The organism is Brachyspira hampsonii, assembly GCF_001746205.1.
In the GTDB taxonomy this organism is placed as follows: domain Bacteria; phylum Spirochaetota; class Brachyspiria; order Brachyspirales; family Brachyspiraceae; genus Brachyspira; species Brachyspira hampsonii_B.
The window spans coordinates 708,583-726,776 of the sequence record NZ_MDCO01000012.1; the positions used below are offsets into that span (position 1 = coordinate 708,583).

At 27.4% G+C, this 18,194-nt stretch carries 16 protein-coding genes, 1 tRNA gene and 2 pseudogenes; 8 read left to right on the top strand and 11 right to left on the bottom strand.

Annotated features, from left to right (window positions below; genetic code table 11):
* The first annotated feature begins 14 nt into the window (after window positions 1-14).
* Window positions 15-1,760 carry a 4-hydroxy-3-methylbut-2-enyl diphosphate reductase gene (gene ispH, locus BFL38_RS12145; protein WP_069727279.1) on the top strand — a complete coding sequence of 582 codons (1,746 nt, stop codon included), beginning with the start codon at window positions 15-17 and terminating at the stop codon, window positions 1,758-1,760.
* Between the two features lie 74 nt (window positions 1,761-1,834).
* On the opposite strand, the gene BFL38_RS12150 is transcribed toward ispH, so the two are convergent.
* A complete protein-coding gene (locus tag BFL38_RS12150) occupies window positions 1,835-2,602 on the bottom strand; it encodes a DUF4912 domain-containing protein (protein ID WP_069727280.1) in 768 nt (255 codons plus the stop codon).
* A gap of 155 nt (window positions 2,603-2,757) precedes the next feature.
* On the opposite strand from BFL38_RS12150, the gene BFL38_RS12155 reads away from it, so the two are divergent.
* Complete coding sequence (locus BFL38_RS12155; RefSeq protein ID WP_069727281.1) at window positions 2,758-3,291, top strand: hypothetical protein; 534 nt, start codon at window positions 2,758-2,760, stop codon at window positions 3,289-3,291.
* Window positions 3,292-3,357: 66 nt separating this feature from the next.
* Window positions 3,358-3,430: transfer RNA gene (locus BFL38_RS12160), tRNA-Asn, on the top strand.
* A gap of 47 nt (window positions 3,431-3,477) precedes the next feature.
* On the opposite strand, the gene BFL38_RS12165 is transcribed toward BFL38_RS12160, so the two are convergent.
* The 4 genes from BFL38_RS12165 to BFL38_RS12180 all read right to left on the bottom strand — a co-directional run bounded on the left by BFL38_RS12165 (window position 3,478) and on the right by BFL38_RS12180 (window position 6,685).
* The gene (locus BFL38_RS12165) at window positions 3,478-5,154 is read right to left on the bottom strand and encodes an ABC1 kinase family protein (RefSeq protein WP_069727282.1); all 1,677 of its coding nucleotides are present in this window, start codon (window positions 5,152-5,154) and stop codon (window positions 3,478-3,480) included.
* Between the two features lie 106 nt (window positions 5,155-5,260).
* Complete coding sequence (locus BFL38_RS12170) at window positions 5,261-5,572, bottom strand: phasin family protein (protein WP_069727283.1); 312 nt, start codon at window positions 5,570-5,572, stop codon at window positions 5,261-5,263.
* Window positions 5,573-5,701: 129 nt separating this feature from the next.
* A complete protein-coding gene (locus BFL38_RS12175; RefSeq protein ID WP_069727284.1) occupies window positions 5,702-5,917 on the bottom strand; it encodes a hypothetical protein in 216 nt (71 codons plus the stop codon).
* A gap of 12 nt (window positions 5,918-5,929) precedes the next feature.
* Window positions 5,930-6,685, bottom strand: coding sequence for a TM2 domain-containing protein (locus BFL38_RS12180; protein WP_069727285.1), 756 nt, complete (start codon window positions 6,683-6,685; stop codon window positions 5,930-5,932).
* Window positions 6,686-6,808: 123 nt separating this feature from the next.
* Between BFL38_RS12180 and BFL38_RS12185 the strand changes: the two genes are divergently transcribed.
* Window positions 6,809-7,549: a DNA methyltransferase gene (locus BFL38_RS12185; protein WP_069727286.1), complete on the top strand. Its 741-nt coding sequence runs from the start codon at window positions 6,809-6,811 to the stop codon at window positions 7,547-7,549.
* A gap of 70 nt (window positions 7,550-7,619) precedes the next feature.
* Here the strand turns inward: BFL38_RS12185 and flcA are convergent, their stop codons facing one another.
* The 6 genes and pseudogenes from flcA to BFL38_RS12215 all read right to left on the bottom strand — a co-directional run bounded on the left by flcA (window position 7,620) and on the right by BFL38_RS12215 (window position 13,879).
* Window positions 7,620-11,114, bottom strand: a complete 3,495-nt coding sequence (gene flcA / locus BFL38_RS12190) for a periplasmic flagellar collar protein FlcA (RefSeq protein ID WP_069727287.1) — start codon at window positions 11,112-11,114, stop codon at window positions 7,620-7,622.
* A 42-nt stretch (window positions 11,115-11,156) separates the two neighbouring features.
* The gene (locus tag BFL38_RS12195) at window positions 11,157-11,597 is read right to left on the bottom strand and encodes a hypothetical protein (protein WP_069727288.1); all 441 of its coding nucleotides are present in this window, start codon (window positions 11,595-11,597) and stop codon (window positions 11,157-11,159) included.
* On the bottom strand, window positions 11,597-12,493 hold the full coding sequence (locus BFL38_RS12200) for a hypothetical protein (protein ID WP_069727289.1): 897 nt from the start codon (window positions 12,491-12,493) through the stop codon (window positions 11,597-11,599). The genes BFL38_RS12195 and BFL38_RS12200 overlap by 1 nt, the downstream gene beginning before the upstream one ends.
* A pseudogene (locus BFL38_RS12205) lies at window positions 12,490-13,137 on the bottom strand (phage tail tape measure protein); the annotation flags it as partial. The pseudogene BFL38_RS12205 and the gene BFL38_RS12200, both read right to left, overlap by 4 nt.
* Window positions 13,138-13,293: 156 nt before the next feature.
* Entirely contained in the window at window positions 13,294-13,686 is a 393-nt protein-coding gene (locus BFL38_RS12210; protein ID WP_069727291.1) for a LuxR C-terminal-related transcriptional regulator, read from the bottom strand.
* A gap of 1 nt (window position 13,687) precedes the next feature.
* The gene (locus tag BFL38_RS12215; RefSeq protein ID WP_069727292.1) at window positions 13,688-13,879 is read right to left on the bottom strand and encodes a hypothetical protein; all 192 of its coding nucleotides are present in this window, start codon (window positions 13,877-13,879) and stop codon (window positions 13,688-13,690) included.
* A 185-nt stretch (window positions 13,880-14,064) separates the two neighbouring features.
* Between BFL38_RS12215 and BFL38_RS12220 the strand changes: the two are divergent.
* The 4 genes and pseudogenes from BFL38_RS12220 to BFL38_RS12235 all read left to right on the top strand — a co-directional run.
* A pseudogene (locus BFL38_RS12220) lies at window positions 14,065-14,565 on the top strand (ankyrin repeat domain-containing protein); the annotation flags it as partial.
* 26 nt (window positions 14,566-14,591) lie between these two features.
* Window positions 14,592-15,695, top strand: a complete 1,104-nt coding sequence (locus tag BFL38_RS12225) for an ankyrin repeat domain-containing protein (protein WP_069727293.1) — start codon at window positions 14,592-14,594, stop codon at window positions 15,693-15,695.
* A 275-nt stretch (window positions 15,696-15,970) separates the two neighbouring features.
* Window positions 15,971-17,062 (top strand): ankyrin repeat domain-containing protein, encoded by a 1,092-nt coding sequence (locus tag BFL38_RS12230; protein ID WP_069727294.1) that lies wholly within the window; start codon window positions 15,971-15,973, stop codon window positions 17,060-17,062.
* Window positions 17,063-17,277: 215 nt separating this feature from the next.
* A complete protein-coding gene (locus BFL38_RS12235; RefSeq protein WP_069727295.1) occupies window positions 17,278-18,141 on the top strand; it encodes an Rpn family recombination-promoting nuclease/putative transposase in 864 nt (287 codons plus the stop codon).
* Window positions 18,142-18,194: the final 53 nt, after the last annotated feature.

The window sequence follows — 18,194 nt, forward strand, 5'->3', positions numbered from 1 at the left end:
AAAATTATAAACAAATGAATGTAGATATAGGTAAATTTGCTGGTTTCTGTGACGGTGTGAAGTATGCTGTAGAAAATACTTTCTCTCAGGCTTCTAAAAAAGACAATGAAATATATATAGATGGACATTTAATACATAATCCTCAAACTCTTGATATGTTGGAAAATGTCGGTGTAAAAACTTATGAAGATGATGAGGATATGTCTATTTTAGATGGAAAAACTGTTATTGTAAGAGCTCATGGTATATCGCCTCAAAGAAGAGAGGCTCTTTCAAGTCATGCCAAAAAAATAGTAAATCTTACATGTAAATATGTTGCTAAAATTCAAGGACTTGTAAAAAAATATAGCTCTTTAGGATATAGAGTTATAGTAATAGGAAATCCTTCACATCCTGAAATTATAGGCGTATGCGGATATGCTGATGATGTTTATGTTGTTTATAAAGATGAGGATTTAAATAAACTTCCAAATGATTCTAAAAAAGCTTTAATCGTTGCTCAGACTACTTTGCAGAAATCTGTTTTTGACAAGTATGTAAATCAAATACAAAATAAATATAAAGATACAGAAATAATTATTAAAAATACTATATGTTCAGCTACGGATCAAAGACAAAATGAAGTATTAGAAATAGCAAAGAGAAATGATGTTGTACTTGTAATAGGCGGTTCTGAAAGTTCAAATACTAGAAATTTATATAATATAGCAGTAGCTATTAAGCCTGCATTTTATGTGGAATATAAAGAGGATTTGGATAAAATTGATTTATCAAACTATAAAAATATAGGTATAATGGCTGGAGCATCTACTCCTGATTGGCTTATAGAGGATATAGCTCAAACTATAAAAGATAGATATGCCGGTAATTTTGTTAGGTTTATGTCAAGGATATTTGACTTTCTAAATTACGGTTATATATTCTTTTCTGTAGGTGCTTTTTTGATGTCTTATGCTATATATGATATATTATCTCAGCCTTTTCAATATCAAATAGGCATTATAATATCTTTGTACTATTTATATATGAGTTTAGAAAATGGGTATAGTAATTATACTATAAAGATAAGCGATAAAAGAAGATATTTATTTTATCAAGAGTATAAGATATTTTTTAGATTTTTAATATTGATGAGTGCTGTTCTTATGTTTTATTTTGCCTATAAGATTAATGTGGGAATATTGATGCTTTCAATTCTTTCGAGTTTGCTTGGAATGGGATATAATATTAGTTTTGAAAATAAATCAAGATTTGAAAGTTCTTTTTTCTTCAGGTTATTTAAAAAACTCATACCTTTTAAAGCCATAGTAATATCTGTTGCTGTTACTGTATTATTAAATGGTTCAATATTTATTATGCATAGAAATATATTAAAAGAAAAACCGTTTTTATATTTATTTTCTATATTGACAGTATTTTTATTTATGTTTATAAGACAGGCTTTAATTGAAATAAAATTTTCTCAAAGTGATAAAATTGCAGGTGCTGTAACTTTAACTACATATATAGATTCTAATAAATTAGCATTTATAACAGGTATAATACCTATTGTTTTAGCTTTGTTTATGCTAGCGGGTATTATAATAGGCAAATTCCCATTAGAGATTAATAAATTGAAATATTGTATTCCAATTATATACAGCAGTATAATTTCATTTGTTGTGATGAAAAAGAAGATAATAACAAGCAGACATTTATTTTCTATATTGATAGATTCACCGCTTTATATATTATTTTTAGCGGCATTAATTAATATTTAATTTATAGAGTCCAATAATTGCAAAAACAGAAAAATTAATATTGTAATTTTATCAATTAATACCGCTGATTATTTTTAATTTTTTTTCATAAAAAGCGAAGATGAAGAAGAAGCTGCCAAATGATTTCTTCTTAAATCTATAAGTTCAAATATTGTAGCAGATGATAAGCTTTCTCTTAAAGCTTTAGGCGATTTTAAGAGTTTGATGATCTCTTCATTAACCATCCATTCTTCATCATAAACATTGCTCATAGAATCTCTAGGAGCATAAATCATATTACTTCTAGCTAATACTATAAATCTGTTATTTTCATCATAGTATCCAAGTTCGCCTATAAAATATGCATGAGGCATAGCCAAATTAACATATCTATCACCATAAATATAATTAACTTCTATTTCTTTATGAATTTCTCCATTAGTAATATCATAACCAAATACATGGAATATTCTTACAGATATTCTTTTTCCTTTTAAAGAATGGTAATTTATATCTTCATCGGATATATCCCAATAGAAAAAACACCATTCAGGATCACGCATCATAAGCACTAATTTTGTTTCTTTATATCTATCCGGCAATTCTCTTACTATATCAACTTCATCAGGTATATATTCATCTTTTCTGGCTTCTTCTTTTATTTCTTTTATCTCTTTTTCTATTTCTTTTTCAGATTTTTTCTTTGATTGTACTTTTTTGGCAGTAGTTTTCTTAGCGGCAGCTGATTTTACAGTAGCTTTTTTTGAAGTGCCTTCTGCTTTTTTTACAGCAGCTTTTTTTGAAGTTTCTGTTTTTTTATCAGCAGTTTTTTCAGATGCTTTTTCTGTTTTTTTAGTGGCCATAAAATTTCTCCATAAATTTATATTTTACAAAAATATTATAGAACAAATACTTTTATTGTCAAGAATTAAATTTAGTTTTTTACTTTTTTAGTTTTACTAGATTTTAATTATTACGATAATATTAAATACCATATATATTAAAAATTGGAGAATTAATGAAGAAAATAATTATATTTCTACTGTTTATATGCAATGTTATAGCATTTTCTCAAGAAAATTTTGTAGTACCTATAACACCTAGTAAAGATCAGGAATTAGATAAGGCTGCAGGATATTCTACTACATTATCTAAGTTTGACGGCAGTATGAATTCTTATATAAGATTAAAAGCATATATAAATATATTAGATTCTAAAGGAATGGCGGCATTAAAGCAGCATCCTTCATATCCGAAATTGGGCGATGTATATATGTACGGTGCTATATATTTAACTAAAGAGTTTAAAGAAGATAAAATTATTGAATTATATAAAAAAGCATTGGAGTTGAGAGCAGATCCCAATTCTAATTATCAATTAGCATCTATTTATAAAAGAAAATTTGATGCTGCTGTGAAGAAAAATGATGCAGAAAAAGAGCAGGAATATGGAAAAAATGTATATGAATATTTAAATAAGTATCTTGTTTTATCTGGAAATAATTCAAAAAAATATCAGGAAATATTAGAATATTTTAGTGTTTATAAATAAAAAAATATGTTTTATCTATTGACATTTTTTTTGCTTATGCTATAATACTTAAACATTAAATGATAATCCGAGATAGCTCAGTCGGTAGAGCAGGTGACTGTTAATCACCGGGTCGCAGGTTCGAGCCCTGTTCTCGGAGCATTTTTAAGCCCCTATTAAAGGGGCTTTTTTATTTATTAGTATTAATTATTTCTTCTTCACATACTTATTTATAAATCTGCTTATAATCATAATGAATCCCATTATTGCTGACAAGGCAAATCCTATCATTCCTATAACAGATGTTCCATGAAAAAGGGGAGGCATTTTACTTGTTATTATTAAAGCACTTGCTAGTATTAAAGAAGCTAAAACTATAGAATAGCTTAATCTATCTGCTAATCCATCTAAAGTAGAAGATAATGATTCTAGATTTTTATGCTCCATCTGAACTTTTACACTGCCTTTCTTTATAACTGATAGTAAATTCTCCAAGTCAGACGGAAATTCTTTTATTATATAGCTGTAATCATATAGCAGCTTTTTAATCTGTTTTAATAAATTATTAGGCTTCATTTGTTCTTTAACATATCTGAATGCAAATGGCTTAATATGTTCTATTAATTTAACATCTTTATCTAAATTTCTAGCAACTCCCTCAAGAACTATCAAAGATTTTATTAAAAGCATGATATTGCTAGGCAAAGTTAAACGAAATTCTCTTATTATACCTATAAGTTCATTGAATACATCTTCTATATTTATATTATCCAAAGGCATATCTACATATTTACTCACCAATATAAATATAGCCATATTAAATTCATCGATATTATTTATTTCACCATGATAGCATAAATCAAGTATTGATTTAGATAATTCCAAATAATCGGCAGAACTTATACTCATAATCAAAGAAGAAAAAGCATCTTTAGAGTTAGGTGGAATAAATCCTATCATACCAAAATCTAAAAAACATAATACATTATTTTCTAAAGCCATTAAATTACCCGGATGCGGATCTGCATGGAAAAAGCCTAACATAAATATCTGTTCCAATACAGCATCTATACCTATGGAAACAAGTTTTTTTCTGTCATATCTAGTATCGTTTTCTTCAATATCAGAGATTTTTATTCCTTCTATATATTCCATAGTTAATATGTTTTTTGTACTGTATTCATTGTATATTTTTGCTATTTTTATATTTTTATTATTTTCAAAGAATTTGGCAAATTTTAGAGTATTATTTTTTTCAAAGTTAAAATCTAATTCCTGAATAAGCTGAGATTTAAATGCCGCTATCAATTTTTGAGGCTGCATTAATGCAAATTCTTCATTATATCTTTCTATTATGTTTGAAAGCCATACTATAATTTCTATATCTGTAAGTATATTTTCTTCTATATTAGGTCTTTTTACTTTTATAGCTACTTTTTCTCCATTTTTTAATACAGCAGTATGAACCTGAGATATAGAAGCACTTGCTTTAGGTGTTAATTCAAATGATTCAAAAAAATCTTCTATTTTCCCTCCAAGTTCTTCTTCTATAATACTTTTAGCAATATTTTCATCAAAAGGTTTCACATGATTTTGCAGTTTGCTTAATTCAGTTGTAATATCTTTTGAAAGTATATCATTTCTATTTGAAAGTATTTGCCCTAACTTAATGAATGTAGTTCCTAACTCTTCGCAAGCCATTCTGATTCTTTCGGCTTTGCTGTATTTTCTTAAATCAATTCCTTTATATTTTATATTAATTTTATTTATTGGATTTTTTATTATTTTTAATATAGGAGTTATAGCTATAATATCTCTGAATCCGTAAGCTATTATTATAGAGATAATTTCTCTAGCTCTGTTTATAGATTTTATGTTATTCATATTACTTAATCACCCAAACTTTAATAAACTCATCATTTTTATAAAATAAGGAGTTTTTTTATTTATAAAAAATAATTAAAACTCCTCATAATTATCAAAAATTAGATTATTGTTCATCTTTTTTGATGGACTGTTTTAGTTCATCTAATTCTTTTCTCATAGCATCATATTCGTCTTTTTTCACATATCCCATTTTGTCAATAGCTTTTTTTACTCTTTCATCTATGAATTGTGAAATATCTTCTTTAGTTTCATTGGCTTTATTAACCATTTCTTTTACAAATTTTTCTCCTTCTTCAGCACTGACATTCTTATCTTTAATAAATTCACGTGCTGCTTCTTCCAATTTTTCTTTTCCTTTAAGCATCATACCAATGCTTGAATAAAATCCTGATTTGATATCATCTGATAATGACATAATTAAATCCTCCTATCTTGTTATATGTTTATTAATTTTTTATCATTGAAAAATAAAAAGTCAATACAATAAAATATACTTTTACGGCATAAAAACTTCTTATATATTGTTTAATAAGAATTTTTATTATTATTTTTTATCTATAGCATCAAAATAGCATGCCATAAAATCTCCTTCTCCGTTTTCAAAGTCCTGAACCATATCAGAAACTTTTTTATTAAGTTCCTTTATCATGATATACGCTATTTCCTGTGCTTTGCTTTCAGTTATATCATTATTATTTTTCTGAATATTTTTAATAACTTTATTTATGTTAACTCTCTTATATACTCCATCGCTATCCACTTTATTATCTCCTTAAACATAACCGTCTTTTTTTAATTCTGCTTTAAGTACATCTATATCGCTTGTTATATCCATAATATCATCTTTTTGTATATTTTCTAATACTTTATTTAAATATATTATTACTGATTCTATAGATTCTGTTATATCAGCTTTAATATTATTTAAATCTGATGTATTTGATAATGATAAATCTATATATGAATTAATAAGTTTTAATGTTGTAGGTATATTGTACTGAAGCATTCTATCAAGCTCTTTTTTAGGTCTTTCATTTTTCTTTAGACCGCATGATTTATCAATAATGCTTTTAAATAAGCTATTTAAATGTTTAACTTTAGATGAAAAATTATAGTCCTTTATAGAAATTGATGCTTCATTAATTAGTTTATAATATTCTAATGCCTTATTAATAATAATATTTTCTTCTGTATTTTCTTGATTATCATGATTTTCTTTTTCATCATCAACATAAGTATATTCAGCATCTATAGCATCATCAAATTTATTGCTGTAACTTTCATTATTATTTTCATAATCTATAGTTTCTATATATTTTTTATTGTATGTAATATTAAAGTCTTCTTCACTCATAAATATAAATCTTACTAAATCTATAATGCAAAGCAAATATGGTATGCCTGTCCAACAGAATAGAACATACAATATCCCTCTTTTAGTCTGACCTAAATAAAATTTTTGTATTCCTATTCCTCCAAATATCAGAGAAATAGCAGAACATATTATAGCTTTAATTCTTTTTTTCATTTATAATAACCAAATAATATTTACTGTTATATAATATCAAAGTATTTATTTTTAACAAGCAATTTTTTTATTCAGTATTTATTTTAAATGCTGATAATATATTATTTATAAAGCGAATAAAATATGAAAAAAAAGTTAGAGTTACAAACTACCACTTTATGGGATTATCCTTCTCAGCAGTATTTAAAAAGTGAAGAAGAAAAACATAAACATTATATAGGAGCAACACCTTCATATATAATTTGGAATCTTCTAAACAGATATACTAAAGAAAAAGATTTAGTTGTTGATCCTATGGCAGGAAGCGGTACTACTGTTGATGTAGCAAGAGAACTAGGAAGGAGAGCTTTAGGATATGATATAAATCCGAAAGCATTGCAGAGGAAAGATATTTTTAAAGCTGATGCCAGAAAAATACCAATAGAAGATGAAAAGGCAGATTTTGTATTTATAGATCCGCCTTACAGTACACATATAAATTATTCTGATGAAAAGAACTGTATTGGGAAATTAACTGCAAGAGAAAATGAATATTATGAAGCTATGGAAAAAGTGATAAATGAAATATTTAGAATAATGAAAAAAGATAGGTATATGGCTTTATATGTATCTGATTCCTATGAAAAGGGATTTCCTTTTATGCCTATTGGTTTTAAACTTTTTGAAATTATGAATAAATATTTTATGCCTATAGATATTATATCGGTTGTTCGTCATAATAAGACACTTAATAAAGGTAATTATCATATAGCGGCGGCAGAAAATAATTTTTATTTGAGAGGATTTAATTATCTATTTATAATGTATAAAAAAGGAAATAAAACTATAGATATGAATGGTAAGGTTCATCTTAGAAATTTATAATATTATTTTATATTTTTATCAAATAACAATAAAAAAGCAGAGACTATCAAATCTCTGCTTTTTTATTGTTTTATCTGACATAATACATATCTTTTGGTATATAATCATCTATAACAGCTGTCTGCTTCAAATTTCTTTTTCCTTGTACCGCCATTATATTATAAGCAGCTGCCCCTATATTTTGATTATCAACAAGTATGGTTCTTTTTTCTATTCTTTCTAAATCTATATTTGAAGTTCTTATCTGATCAAAATATTCGCTTGCTAATACAAAATATTTAAATGCTTCCTGTTCATTAACAATAGTATTTGTAATATTAGCGTTGTAAGCATAAGAAACACCTATATTATTGTAAAGGCTTGCTAAATAACTCACAAGTATAAAATCTCCTTCTGTACGCATTTCCAATCTGCCTAATCTGTCTCTCTTAGATAATACCTGACTTAAAGCATTTCTGTAGAATCCATTGGCTAAATTAGCTTTATCCAAATGTAAAAGCGAATTTCCTAAAGCATAAGAAACAACACTGTTGCTAGGATTTTTTTGGAATAATGCATTGAATCCTTCAAATGCTCTGTCATATTCTTCATCTGAATAATATATCCAAGACAAATTATATAAAAGTTTATCGCTTCTAAGATTAGGTGCTAAATTATCATAAGCTGTTTGATAATGCTGTTTTGCCTTTTCATAATCTTTTTCTCTATAGAAATAAACATTAGCCAAATTATAATTAGCATCAGGGTATATTGAATTAATAGCTAAAGCCTCATTAAAGTTTTTAACTGCATTTCCATATTCACCTAAATTATAATATATTTGACCTAACATATTATATACATATTCTTTTCCTCTATAGAAAGGATTAGATTCATATAAAGGAAGTGCTGCTGTATTAAGTATTTCCATAGCTCTGTCATAATGCTTTAATCTTGTTTCATAATCAGCATAACCTACTATAGATTCCAAATTATTAGGATATGCAGCTAATAGATTTTCAAACAGTATTCTTGAGCCGTAAAAATCATCTTTATCAAGTAAGTATTTGGCTAATTTAGGATAAACTTCATCATCAATATAATCTTTTTTCAATAAGTTTATATGATTTTGAAGTGCTTTTACCTGCTCATAATTATCCTGATAAATTTTTATAAGCATAGCTCTTTTTCTAGGAATTACACCATCTCCAAAGAAATTAACCATATCTCTATAATTATTATAAGCTATATCATAATAGTCAGGCTCTAGTAAATTTTTGGCTCTGCTTATCATGAGAAGACCGCGTTCATCATATATAGTTTCTTTTTCTTTTTTCTTTTCAGTATAAACTAACATATTATTATACAATTCTTCGCCTAATGTATAGTCTTCTAATGATAATTCTTTTTCTCCTTTCTTTCTATAATAGTATCCGAAAGTTATTCTAGTTTCAAAATCTCTAGGCTTAATATCTAAAGCAGCCTGTATTTTTTTAAGAGCATCATTGAAAGTTTCTCTGTCAATATAAGCCCTTGCATATTTATTATACCATTTTATCTGTTTTGGTTTTAATCTTTCACCTTCGGCAAAGTTTCTCTCAGCATCATCATAAGCTCCCTTTGATATGCTTAATAAACCTTGATTATAGTATTTATTTGCCATTACAGGTTTATAAATAAATTGGAAAGATAAAATCACTAAAGCTACAAATAATATTAAAAATACAGCCGCAACTCTTATTATTTTAGCATAATCTTTTAATGAATTAGGTATAGGTATAAGTTCTAATACATTTTTATTGCCTTCTTCTTTAAGGCTTAAACCTAATTCTTTATTTAATAATTCTGTAATGTTTTCATTAGACTCTCCTCTTTCTAAGGCATTAAGCAAAGATTCCATAGAGATTCTGTCTAATTTCTCATTAAGTATGGCATCTAAAACATGATATTGTGTGATAGAAGGAAGATGTTTTATAGCATTGATAACTTTATCAGTATCTACATCTTTATCCACATCCTCATATTTAGAAGCCGGCAGATTATTAGCTGTATCAGGAGATGGAAGAGTAGTACCTCCTGTAATTATATTATTAGAAATGCTTTTATTTTCTTCTTTTACATCATCATCGTCTAGATCTATGTTATCGTCCAGATCCAGATCATCTTTAACTTCATCTTTAGGTGATTGTCCGTATTCTTCTATAGCATCATCTAAAGATAAATCATCTAAATCTATATCGTCATGAGTCTCTTCTTCAGCTTTTTCATCTTTAATGTCTTCTTTAACTTCGTCTTTAGGTTCTTCTTCATCTTGAGTGAGGCTGTCTAAAGATAAGTCGTCTAAATCTGTATCGTCTTGAGGCACTTCTTCAGCTTTTTCATCTTTAGTGTCTTCTTTAACCTCATCTTTAGGCTCTTCATCACCATTATCTTGAGTGAGACTATCCAAAGATAAATCATCTAAATCTGTATCGTCTTGAGGCACTTCTTCAGCTTTTTCATCTTTAGTATCTTCTTTAACCTCATCTTTAGGCTCTTCATCACCATTATCTTGAGTGAGGCTGTCTAAAGATAAGTCGTCTAAATCTGTATCGTCTTGAGGCACTTCTTCAGCTTTTTCATCTTTAGTGTCTTCTTTAACCTCATCTTTAGGCTCTTCATCACCATTATCTTGAGTGAGGCTGTCTAAAGATAAGTCATCTAAATCAGTATTATCATGAGGCTCTTCTTCAACTTTTTCATCTTTAATGTCTTCTTTAACCTCATCTTTAGGTTCTTCTTCATCTTGAGTGAGGCTGTCTAAAGATAAATCATCTAAATCTGTATCATCATGAGGCTCTTCTTCAGTTTTTTCATCTTTAGCATCTTCTTTAACCTCATCTTTAGGTTCTTCTTCATCTTGAGTGAGGCTGTCTAAAGATAAATCATCTAAATCTGTATCGTCTTGGGGTTCTTCTTTTTTAGATTCTTCATCCAATTTGTCATCAGATAAAATATCATCTAAATTTGAATCTTCATTTTCTAGTATATCATCTAAGCTATTTTGAATATTATCAATGTCTAAATTGCTTATATTAGATTTTTGATTATTATCAGATTCCTCATTAGGCAAATCTGCATTGTCTTCATCTATACTAGGTAAACTATCAGGTAAAGGTAAATCATCTAATACAGGTAATTTTTCTGAATGAATATTGCTTTTTTCTGAATCATCATTGTTAATATCCATTGCTATTTTATCTTCCAATTCTTTATCTTCAGGAAGATCTAAACCATCAATATCAGCAGTTACTTTATCATCTAAATCTTCAGGTAATCCTAAATCATCTATATCATCAGATACTTTATCATCTCCTAAATCTTCAGGTAATCCCAAATCATCTATATCGGCAGATACTTTATCATTGTCTAAGTTTTCAGTAAGATCTAAATTATCTATATCAGCAGATACTTTATCATTGTCTAAGTTTTCAGTAAGATCTAAATCATCTATATCGGCAGATACTTTATCATTGTCTAAGTCTTCAGGAAGATCTAAATCATCTATATCGGCAGATACTTTATCATTATCTTCAGGAAGATCCAAATTATCTATATCAGCAGATACTTTATCATTATCTTCAGGAAATTATATGATAATATCAAAATAATCTATTTCATAATATCCGTTTTTTGTTATTACTAATGGAATATACTTGCTTATTCCTTCATTGTTGATCAAATAAAAACCTCCTAGCTCTTCATTATAATAGCAGTCTAAACTGCTTACTATTTGTGCATCTAAGTTTTGTCCATTATTAATTAATTTTAATAATATATATTTATTACTGTCATTATTTGTATTGTCTTTTAATATAATATGCTTTTTAGCTTCATATATTGAACAGCAAAACATACATACAGAACCTTTTCTTATAAATGGTATATTGTTTTTATTAGAGAAATCTATTTTTATACCCTCGAATGCAGTATGCAGAAATCTAGTATATTTTAATAATTCATTCTGTCTTTTATACGCATCTTCAATAGTAAGAGGTATGCATGAAGGCTCATAAACAAGTTCAAACATTATTTAACCTCTCTAAATGTAAGCTCTGTAGAATACTGATATAAATCATTCTTTCCTTTCTTAAAAGCTATTTCTTCATTAGTACATACATAAAGCCCAGATTTCATATAATATTTAACTTTAGATGATGTATTATCTTTTATAATAGTTGTATAGTTAACTGTATTTTGATTTTCTATTGTTTTTGTAATAGGGTTTGTTTTACTTGCATATTTAGATAATCCGTATTTACTTATATTATATTTTGCTGTTTCTATCTCTGATTCTAAAATCTCATCAGGGCTTATAGTTTCTTCTATCCATACTTGAAGTACAAAAGGCTCAAAATTACTAATATCAAAAAAGTTAATGATTTTTTCTCTGTCATCATTAGTTAGATACGGAAAAGATACTTTCCAAGTATCATAGCTTTTAGCAGGAAGTTTTCTATAAAAATAATGACCTGTTAAAGAAAAATATTGATTATGAGTATAATTTATAGTATGCGTTTTACTTTTATCATGAGGAGGAAAATCTACTCCTTCACCTATTATTAAATATCCGCATTCAAGTATATTGCTATCTTCATCTTTTATAAAAGTTATTTTGACTTTTATAAACTCTACAGCAGCTATATTATGAATAGCTTGTTTATTTATTATACTAATATTATATGTAAGCAAATCATTATTAATATTTATTATTTCTAATTTTATTTTTTGAGCATTTGTATTAAATACTGCTATTTCATTTATAATGCCGTTTCCTGATAGTGTTAAACTTCCTTCGCTTTCACTTGCAAACTTTCCAACTTCAAGAGTTTGATAATTAAACATATTAGAAATAGGGAAAAAATCATCTTCACTAGAGAAAGTATATTCAAAATTATTAAAAATATTATTCCATAATAGCCTCATAATATTCCCCTTTGTGATACTACCTTAACGCCTCGTTTGCTTAAATTAAGCATAGTACTTGCTACTATCTTTCCATCAAGCATTAAATAAACAGGCTGATTGAATACAGTTTCTGATGTTTTTGTATCAACAGAATAACTGCCATCTTCACCTTTGCTTGCTTCAAAAATCTGACTTCCTATTTTTGAAAGTATTCTATCTTCAAGAGGTATAACCGCTTCATCGCTTGCTCCCTCTCCAATTACAGCATTAATTCCTCCATTTCTTCTTTCGACAAGTCCGCCCCTCGCTAAGTATTTAGGCTCTTGCGGTTTAGCTTGGTTCATTGTTACCAAATTAATAGCACCGCTTCCTACAATTCCAAGTAAAGTAGCATAAGCAAGTAAATTAGCAGGGAAAGGGACTGCCATTGCTGAGGCTATAGCGTTTATTGCTGCCTGGGCTAAAGAAGCTGTTGCCTGAGCCAAAGACATTTTCCAACTTTCCATTTGAGAATTATATTCAAGCCTCATCTTTTCATTATTGTAGTTTTTTTCTACTTCCATTTGTTTGGCTTTAGCTTCTTCTTCTATTTGTATTTTAGCTAGTTCTTTTTGTTTCTCTTCAAGTTCAGCTTTTATTCTCTCCTGTTCATAAAGACTCAATATTTTCTTTATTTTTTTTCTCTTCATTTTTTAGTTTTATATATTTTTCTATTAATGAAGTTTCTTTTTTTGTAAGTTCTTTTATATCATTTTTTGACATAATTTATCCTTATATCTTTATTTATACTTATAATAAAAAATATAAGGATAATTCATTTAAACAACGTAAGGAATAACCTCAACAAGTGAGGTTTTTAATTCTCTCTTTATTGCCTCTAATTTTTGAGATATGCTGCTTTGAGTTACATTTAATTTTTCGCCTATTTCTTTTTGTGTATAGCCTTGTGAATATAATTGCAATAGCTCTATTTGATCTTTTGTTAATATTGCTATTATTATGCGTTTTACATCTCTATTTTCAATATCAGAAAGTCCGTGAGTATATATAATATTGTACATGTTATCTACATATAAATTATAGTCTTTAACTGTATTCTCAGAATAAGATTTATTTGTGCCTATACTATTATTTAAAGTTTTTTCCATAGCCTGACATAATTGTCTGCATGAACTTCTTTTATCACAAATATTGCATGTTAAATCCTTCATCTTAATCCTCCATATTATTAATATAATTAGCTATGACATAAGTATCATTTACAGAGAATGGTTTTTTTATATTAAGTTTTTTTGCTGCCATTTCTATATCTAATTTTAAGTCTATGCTGGAATACGAATCTTTCCTGTAAGCTATATCCTCAGTTGGCATTTCTCCAATATTTTTAACACCCAATGCTGTCATTATATAAACTCCTTATTATTATATTTGTCTTAGCTTAATTACATTATCAAAAATATTTAATTTGATAATTTCACAAAGGCATGGCTTTATATAATAACTTCCATCTTCTCTTTTATATTCTATCTCTACTATATCAAATAACTTTAGAAAATCTAAAGTTTTGTAATATTCAAATGTATAATACTCTTTTAATAGTTACAGGAGAGAATCCTTATGAAGCTTCAAAACTTTTAGTAGAAAATGGTGCCGATGTAAATGCTACAAATGATGGCGGAGTTGCTCCTGCTACTATACTTTCAGTGTCTGTTCCTGAAGTAGTTAAACTTTTAAAAGATAATGGTGCCGATTTAGATACAAAATTTTTAGATTATTATCCTCCTATAGCAATTGCTGCAGGTGAGGGTAATTTAGAAATAGTTAAGGCATTGCTTGAAAATGGTGCTGATGTGAACTATTATCCTAATGATATAAACTATACTGCGATATTTCATGCTATAGACCAACATAATTATGAAGTTGCTGAATATTTATTTAAAAATGGTGTTGATTTAAATATAAAAATGAAACCTGATAATGACTATGGCAGAAGTATAAAAGAAAGCTACAATGTTTTAGAATATGCTGAGGCTATTCAGGATAAAAAAATGATTGACTTAGTAAAAAAATATTATAAAAAGGAAAAATAAATTATAATAATGTGAGGAGTAATTAAATGAAAAAAATAATTATAACAGCTTTAATATTAATTGGTATAATAAATATAATAAGCTGCGGAGTTGGTAAAAGCGAAAAAACAAATAATACAAATAATTCAGAAGTAAATAATGAAAATGAATTAAATAATAATAATAATAATGAAATCTATCAGGGATATGCTTCTAATGATATGTGGAGTATATATAAAACTACAATGTTAGAAGATGAAGAAAAATTATTTAATGAAATTGATTCTATAAAAGATAAAAAATCTTTCGATGAATGGCAGTCAAAAAATCCTAGTAAATCTTCTTTAGTATTTGCTATTGATAAATTTCCTACAGAAGAAAAGGCTATTGAATTAATATCTTATGGTGCTGATGTAAATATGAAAGATGATAATGATAATAGGACTCCTTTAAAATTAGCTTCAGAAAATGGATATTTGAAACTTGTAAAAGAACTTATCAAACAAGGTGCTGATGTTAATTTTAGAGAAGAATATCAAGCAAATATAGATGCTTTATATTCTGCAGTAGAGTCTGAAAAAAATTATCATTTTGAAGTAGTAAAGGAATTATTAAATGCAGGAGCAGACACTGATATTATTTATGGTACTAAAGAAGAAAATGAAGATAATATATTATATCCTGCTATAAAAAGATGCGATTTAGAAAAGGTTAAACTTCTTACTGAACATGGAGCAGATATAAATTATTCAAATTTTGAGTATGGTCCTGTAATTGCTTATGCTATTTCTCAAGAATGTATTGATATAGTAAAATATTTAGTTTCTCAAGGTGTTAACCCTGCTATGACATATACCAATGGTTATTCATATTCAGGTAAAAGTTATTCATTACTTAATGCTGCAGTAGGAAATAAAAATACAGAAATAGCAGAATATTTAATAGAGCAAGGTGCTGATATTAATACTCAAACTGATAGTGTTTCTGATTTACCTTTAATATTTATTGCCCTTAGAGCTGAAAATATTGAACTTCTTAAACTTTTGATAGAGAAAGGTGCAGATACTTCTGTTATTGATAAAGACGGAAAAACAATTTTTGATTTAGCTAAAGAAGAAGGCTATGATGAGATTGCAGCTTTAGAGAAATAATAAAGTGAGAAAAAGCCGCCTCGATAAGTCATTATTGAGGGGATCATAGGCTTTTTCGAGCATAGCAGCAATAAATAAAAAATCGAGCAGCTGATAACTTTAGTTGTCAGCTATATTAAAAATAAAAAATTGAGCGTCTATCAGCTAAAAGCTGATAGAGATTTTAAAGCTAGATTTTTTATATATAATAATAAGTTTATCGAAATTAGTATTTTATTTACTTTTATATTTAGTTGTGATATTATAATAAAAAATAATGATTAAGGAGTAATTAAATGAAAAAAATAATTATAACGGCTTTAATATTAATCAGTATAATAAGCTGTAATTCTAAAAAAACTGATAATACAGAAGTAACTGCAAATACTAATGCTGTTAATACCAATAATACAGAAATATCTAATAATGACGAATATGCTGAAGATAATAATACTGAGGAAATTAATACTGATACTGAAAAAATTAGTGAAGTACCAGAATGGGATTTAGATGCTTTTAATGATCTTAAAAATGTAAAAGATGCAGAGTCTCTAAAAAGCTGGGAAGAGAAACATGGAGAAAGAAGTTTAATAATGGCAGTAAAATACGGTGATAAAAAAATGGTTACTCAATTACTTTCTTACGGTGTTAATGTTGATCAGACTTATGTTGATAATGATAGTCCATTAAAAATAGCTTCTGCAAAGGGAGATTTAGAACTTGTAAAAGAGTTTATAAAAAGAGGGGCAAATGTTAATTTTAGAGGAGAAGGAAATATTGATGCTTTACATTCAGCAGTAATGTCTACAAATGAAAATAGTTTAAAAATAATGAAAGAATTATTAGATGCAGGTGCTGAAGTAGATGTCGAGTACGGCTGGGAAGAACCTTTTCCTATATTACTTGAAACAATTGGAGTTGACGAATCAAAATGTGATTTAGAAAAATTTAAAATGCTTGCTGAATATGGAGCTGATATAAATTATGATAGTTATGGCTATCCTTTAATCCGTTATGCTGTTAATGCAGGCCGTTTAGATATAGTAAAATATTTAGTTTCAAAAGGCATTGACCCTGCTATGAAATATGAACTTAAAGAATACTATCCAAATGTAAATATTTCATTATTGGCTAGTACTCTTTATAATAGTGATACAGAAATGGCAAAGTATTTAATAGAGCAAGGTGCAGATGTAAATACTCCTACACCTTCAGAAGATGGTTATCCTTTACTGCTTCAGGCTATTGACAATGGAAAAACAGAGCTTGTTAAACTTTTAATAGAGAATGGAGCAGACACTACAGTTGTAAACAAAGAGAAAAAGACGGTATTCGATATAGCTAGAGAAAAAGGTTATAATGATATTTTAGAGTTAGAAAATAAATAAAAAGCGAGCACATAGTAGGTACCCTTTGGGTAGCCAGAAAATAAATTTATTTATTTGCTGATTATAGGCGTAGGCGACCAAGTAGGCACTCTTACTTGTAACATAAAAATAATAAAGTGAGAAAAAGCCGCCTCGATAAGCATTATCGAGGGTCTCATAGGCTTTTTCGAGCATAGCAATAATAAAAGAACAATAAATTATAATATAATGAAATTATGAGCGAAACAAAAAATATTAATGTATTGAATGATTATTTTGTGAGATATCTATTCTCATCTAAAGACAGTAATCTTATATTACTGGATTTTATTAATTCAACAATGCTTGATTCTGGTATGAAAACTTTTAGAAGCGTAGAAATTCTTACTCCGTCGCCAAAGGCGGGCAGTCGCCTTAATTATAAGGAGAACTATGAAGATAAAGAAACTATTGCAGATGTTAAATGCATAACTCAAAATGGAACCGTTGTTATTATAGAAATACAATTACAGGGCAATTCAAGGTTTCCAGAACGCATACTATATTATTGGGCTTCTAATTACAGTAAATTATTAAAACATGGTGAAAAATATGATGCTCTTACCCCAGTAATAAGTATTAATTTACTTGATTTCAATTTAGATGACTATGATAATATACATTCATGCTATATGATTTATGATACTAACAATAAAAGACTTCTTACAGATCATTTGCAGATACATATAATAGAATTAAAAAAGTTTAAATATAATTTACTCAAGCCTGATTTGAATTGCTGGCTTAAATTTTTTACTATGAAAGATAATAAGGAGGCGATTATGTCTGAATTGGTTAAAGAAAAACCTATAATGGAAGAAGTACAAAAAAGATATAACAACTTCATAAAAGACAGGCTAATGATGAATGAATATGACAAAAGACAGGCATATCTATATGGAAATCAAATAATGCTTGAAGAAGAACGAAGATTAGGAAAAGAAGAAGGTATTAAAGAAAACCAAATAACAACAGCAAGGAATATGAAAAATGATAAAATAGATTTCAATACTATTTCAAAATATACAGGATTAAGTGTAGAAGAAATAGAAAAATTGTAAAATATTATTAATAAAATAAAGTTTATTGATAACAACAAATTAATTAAAAGTAA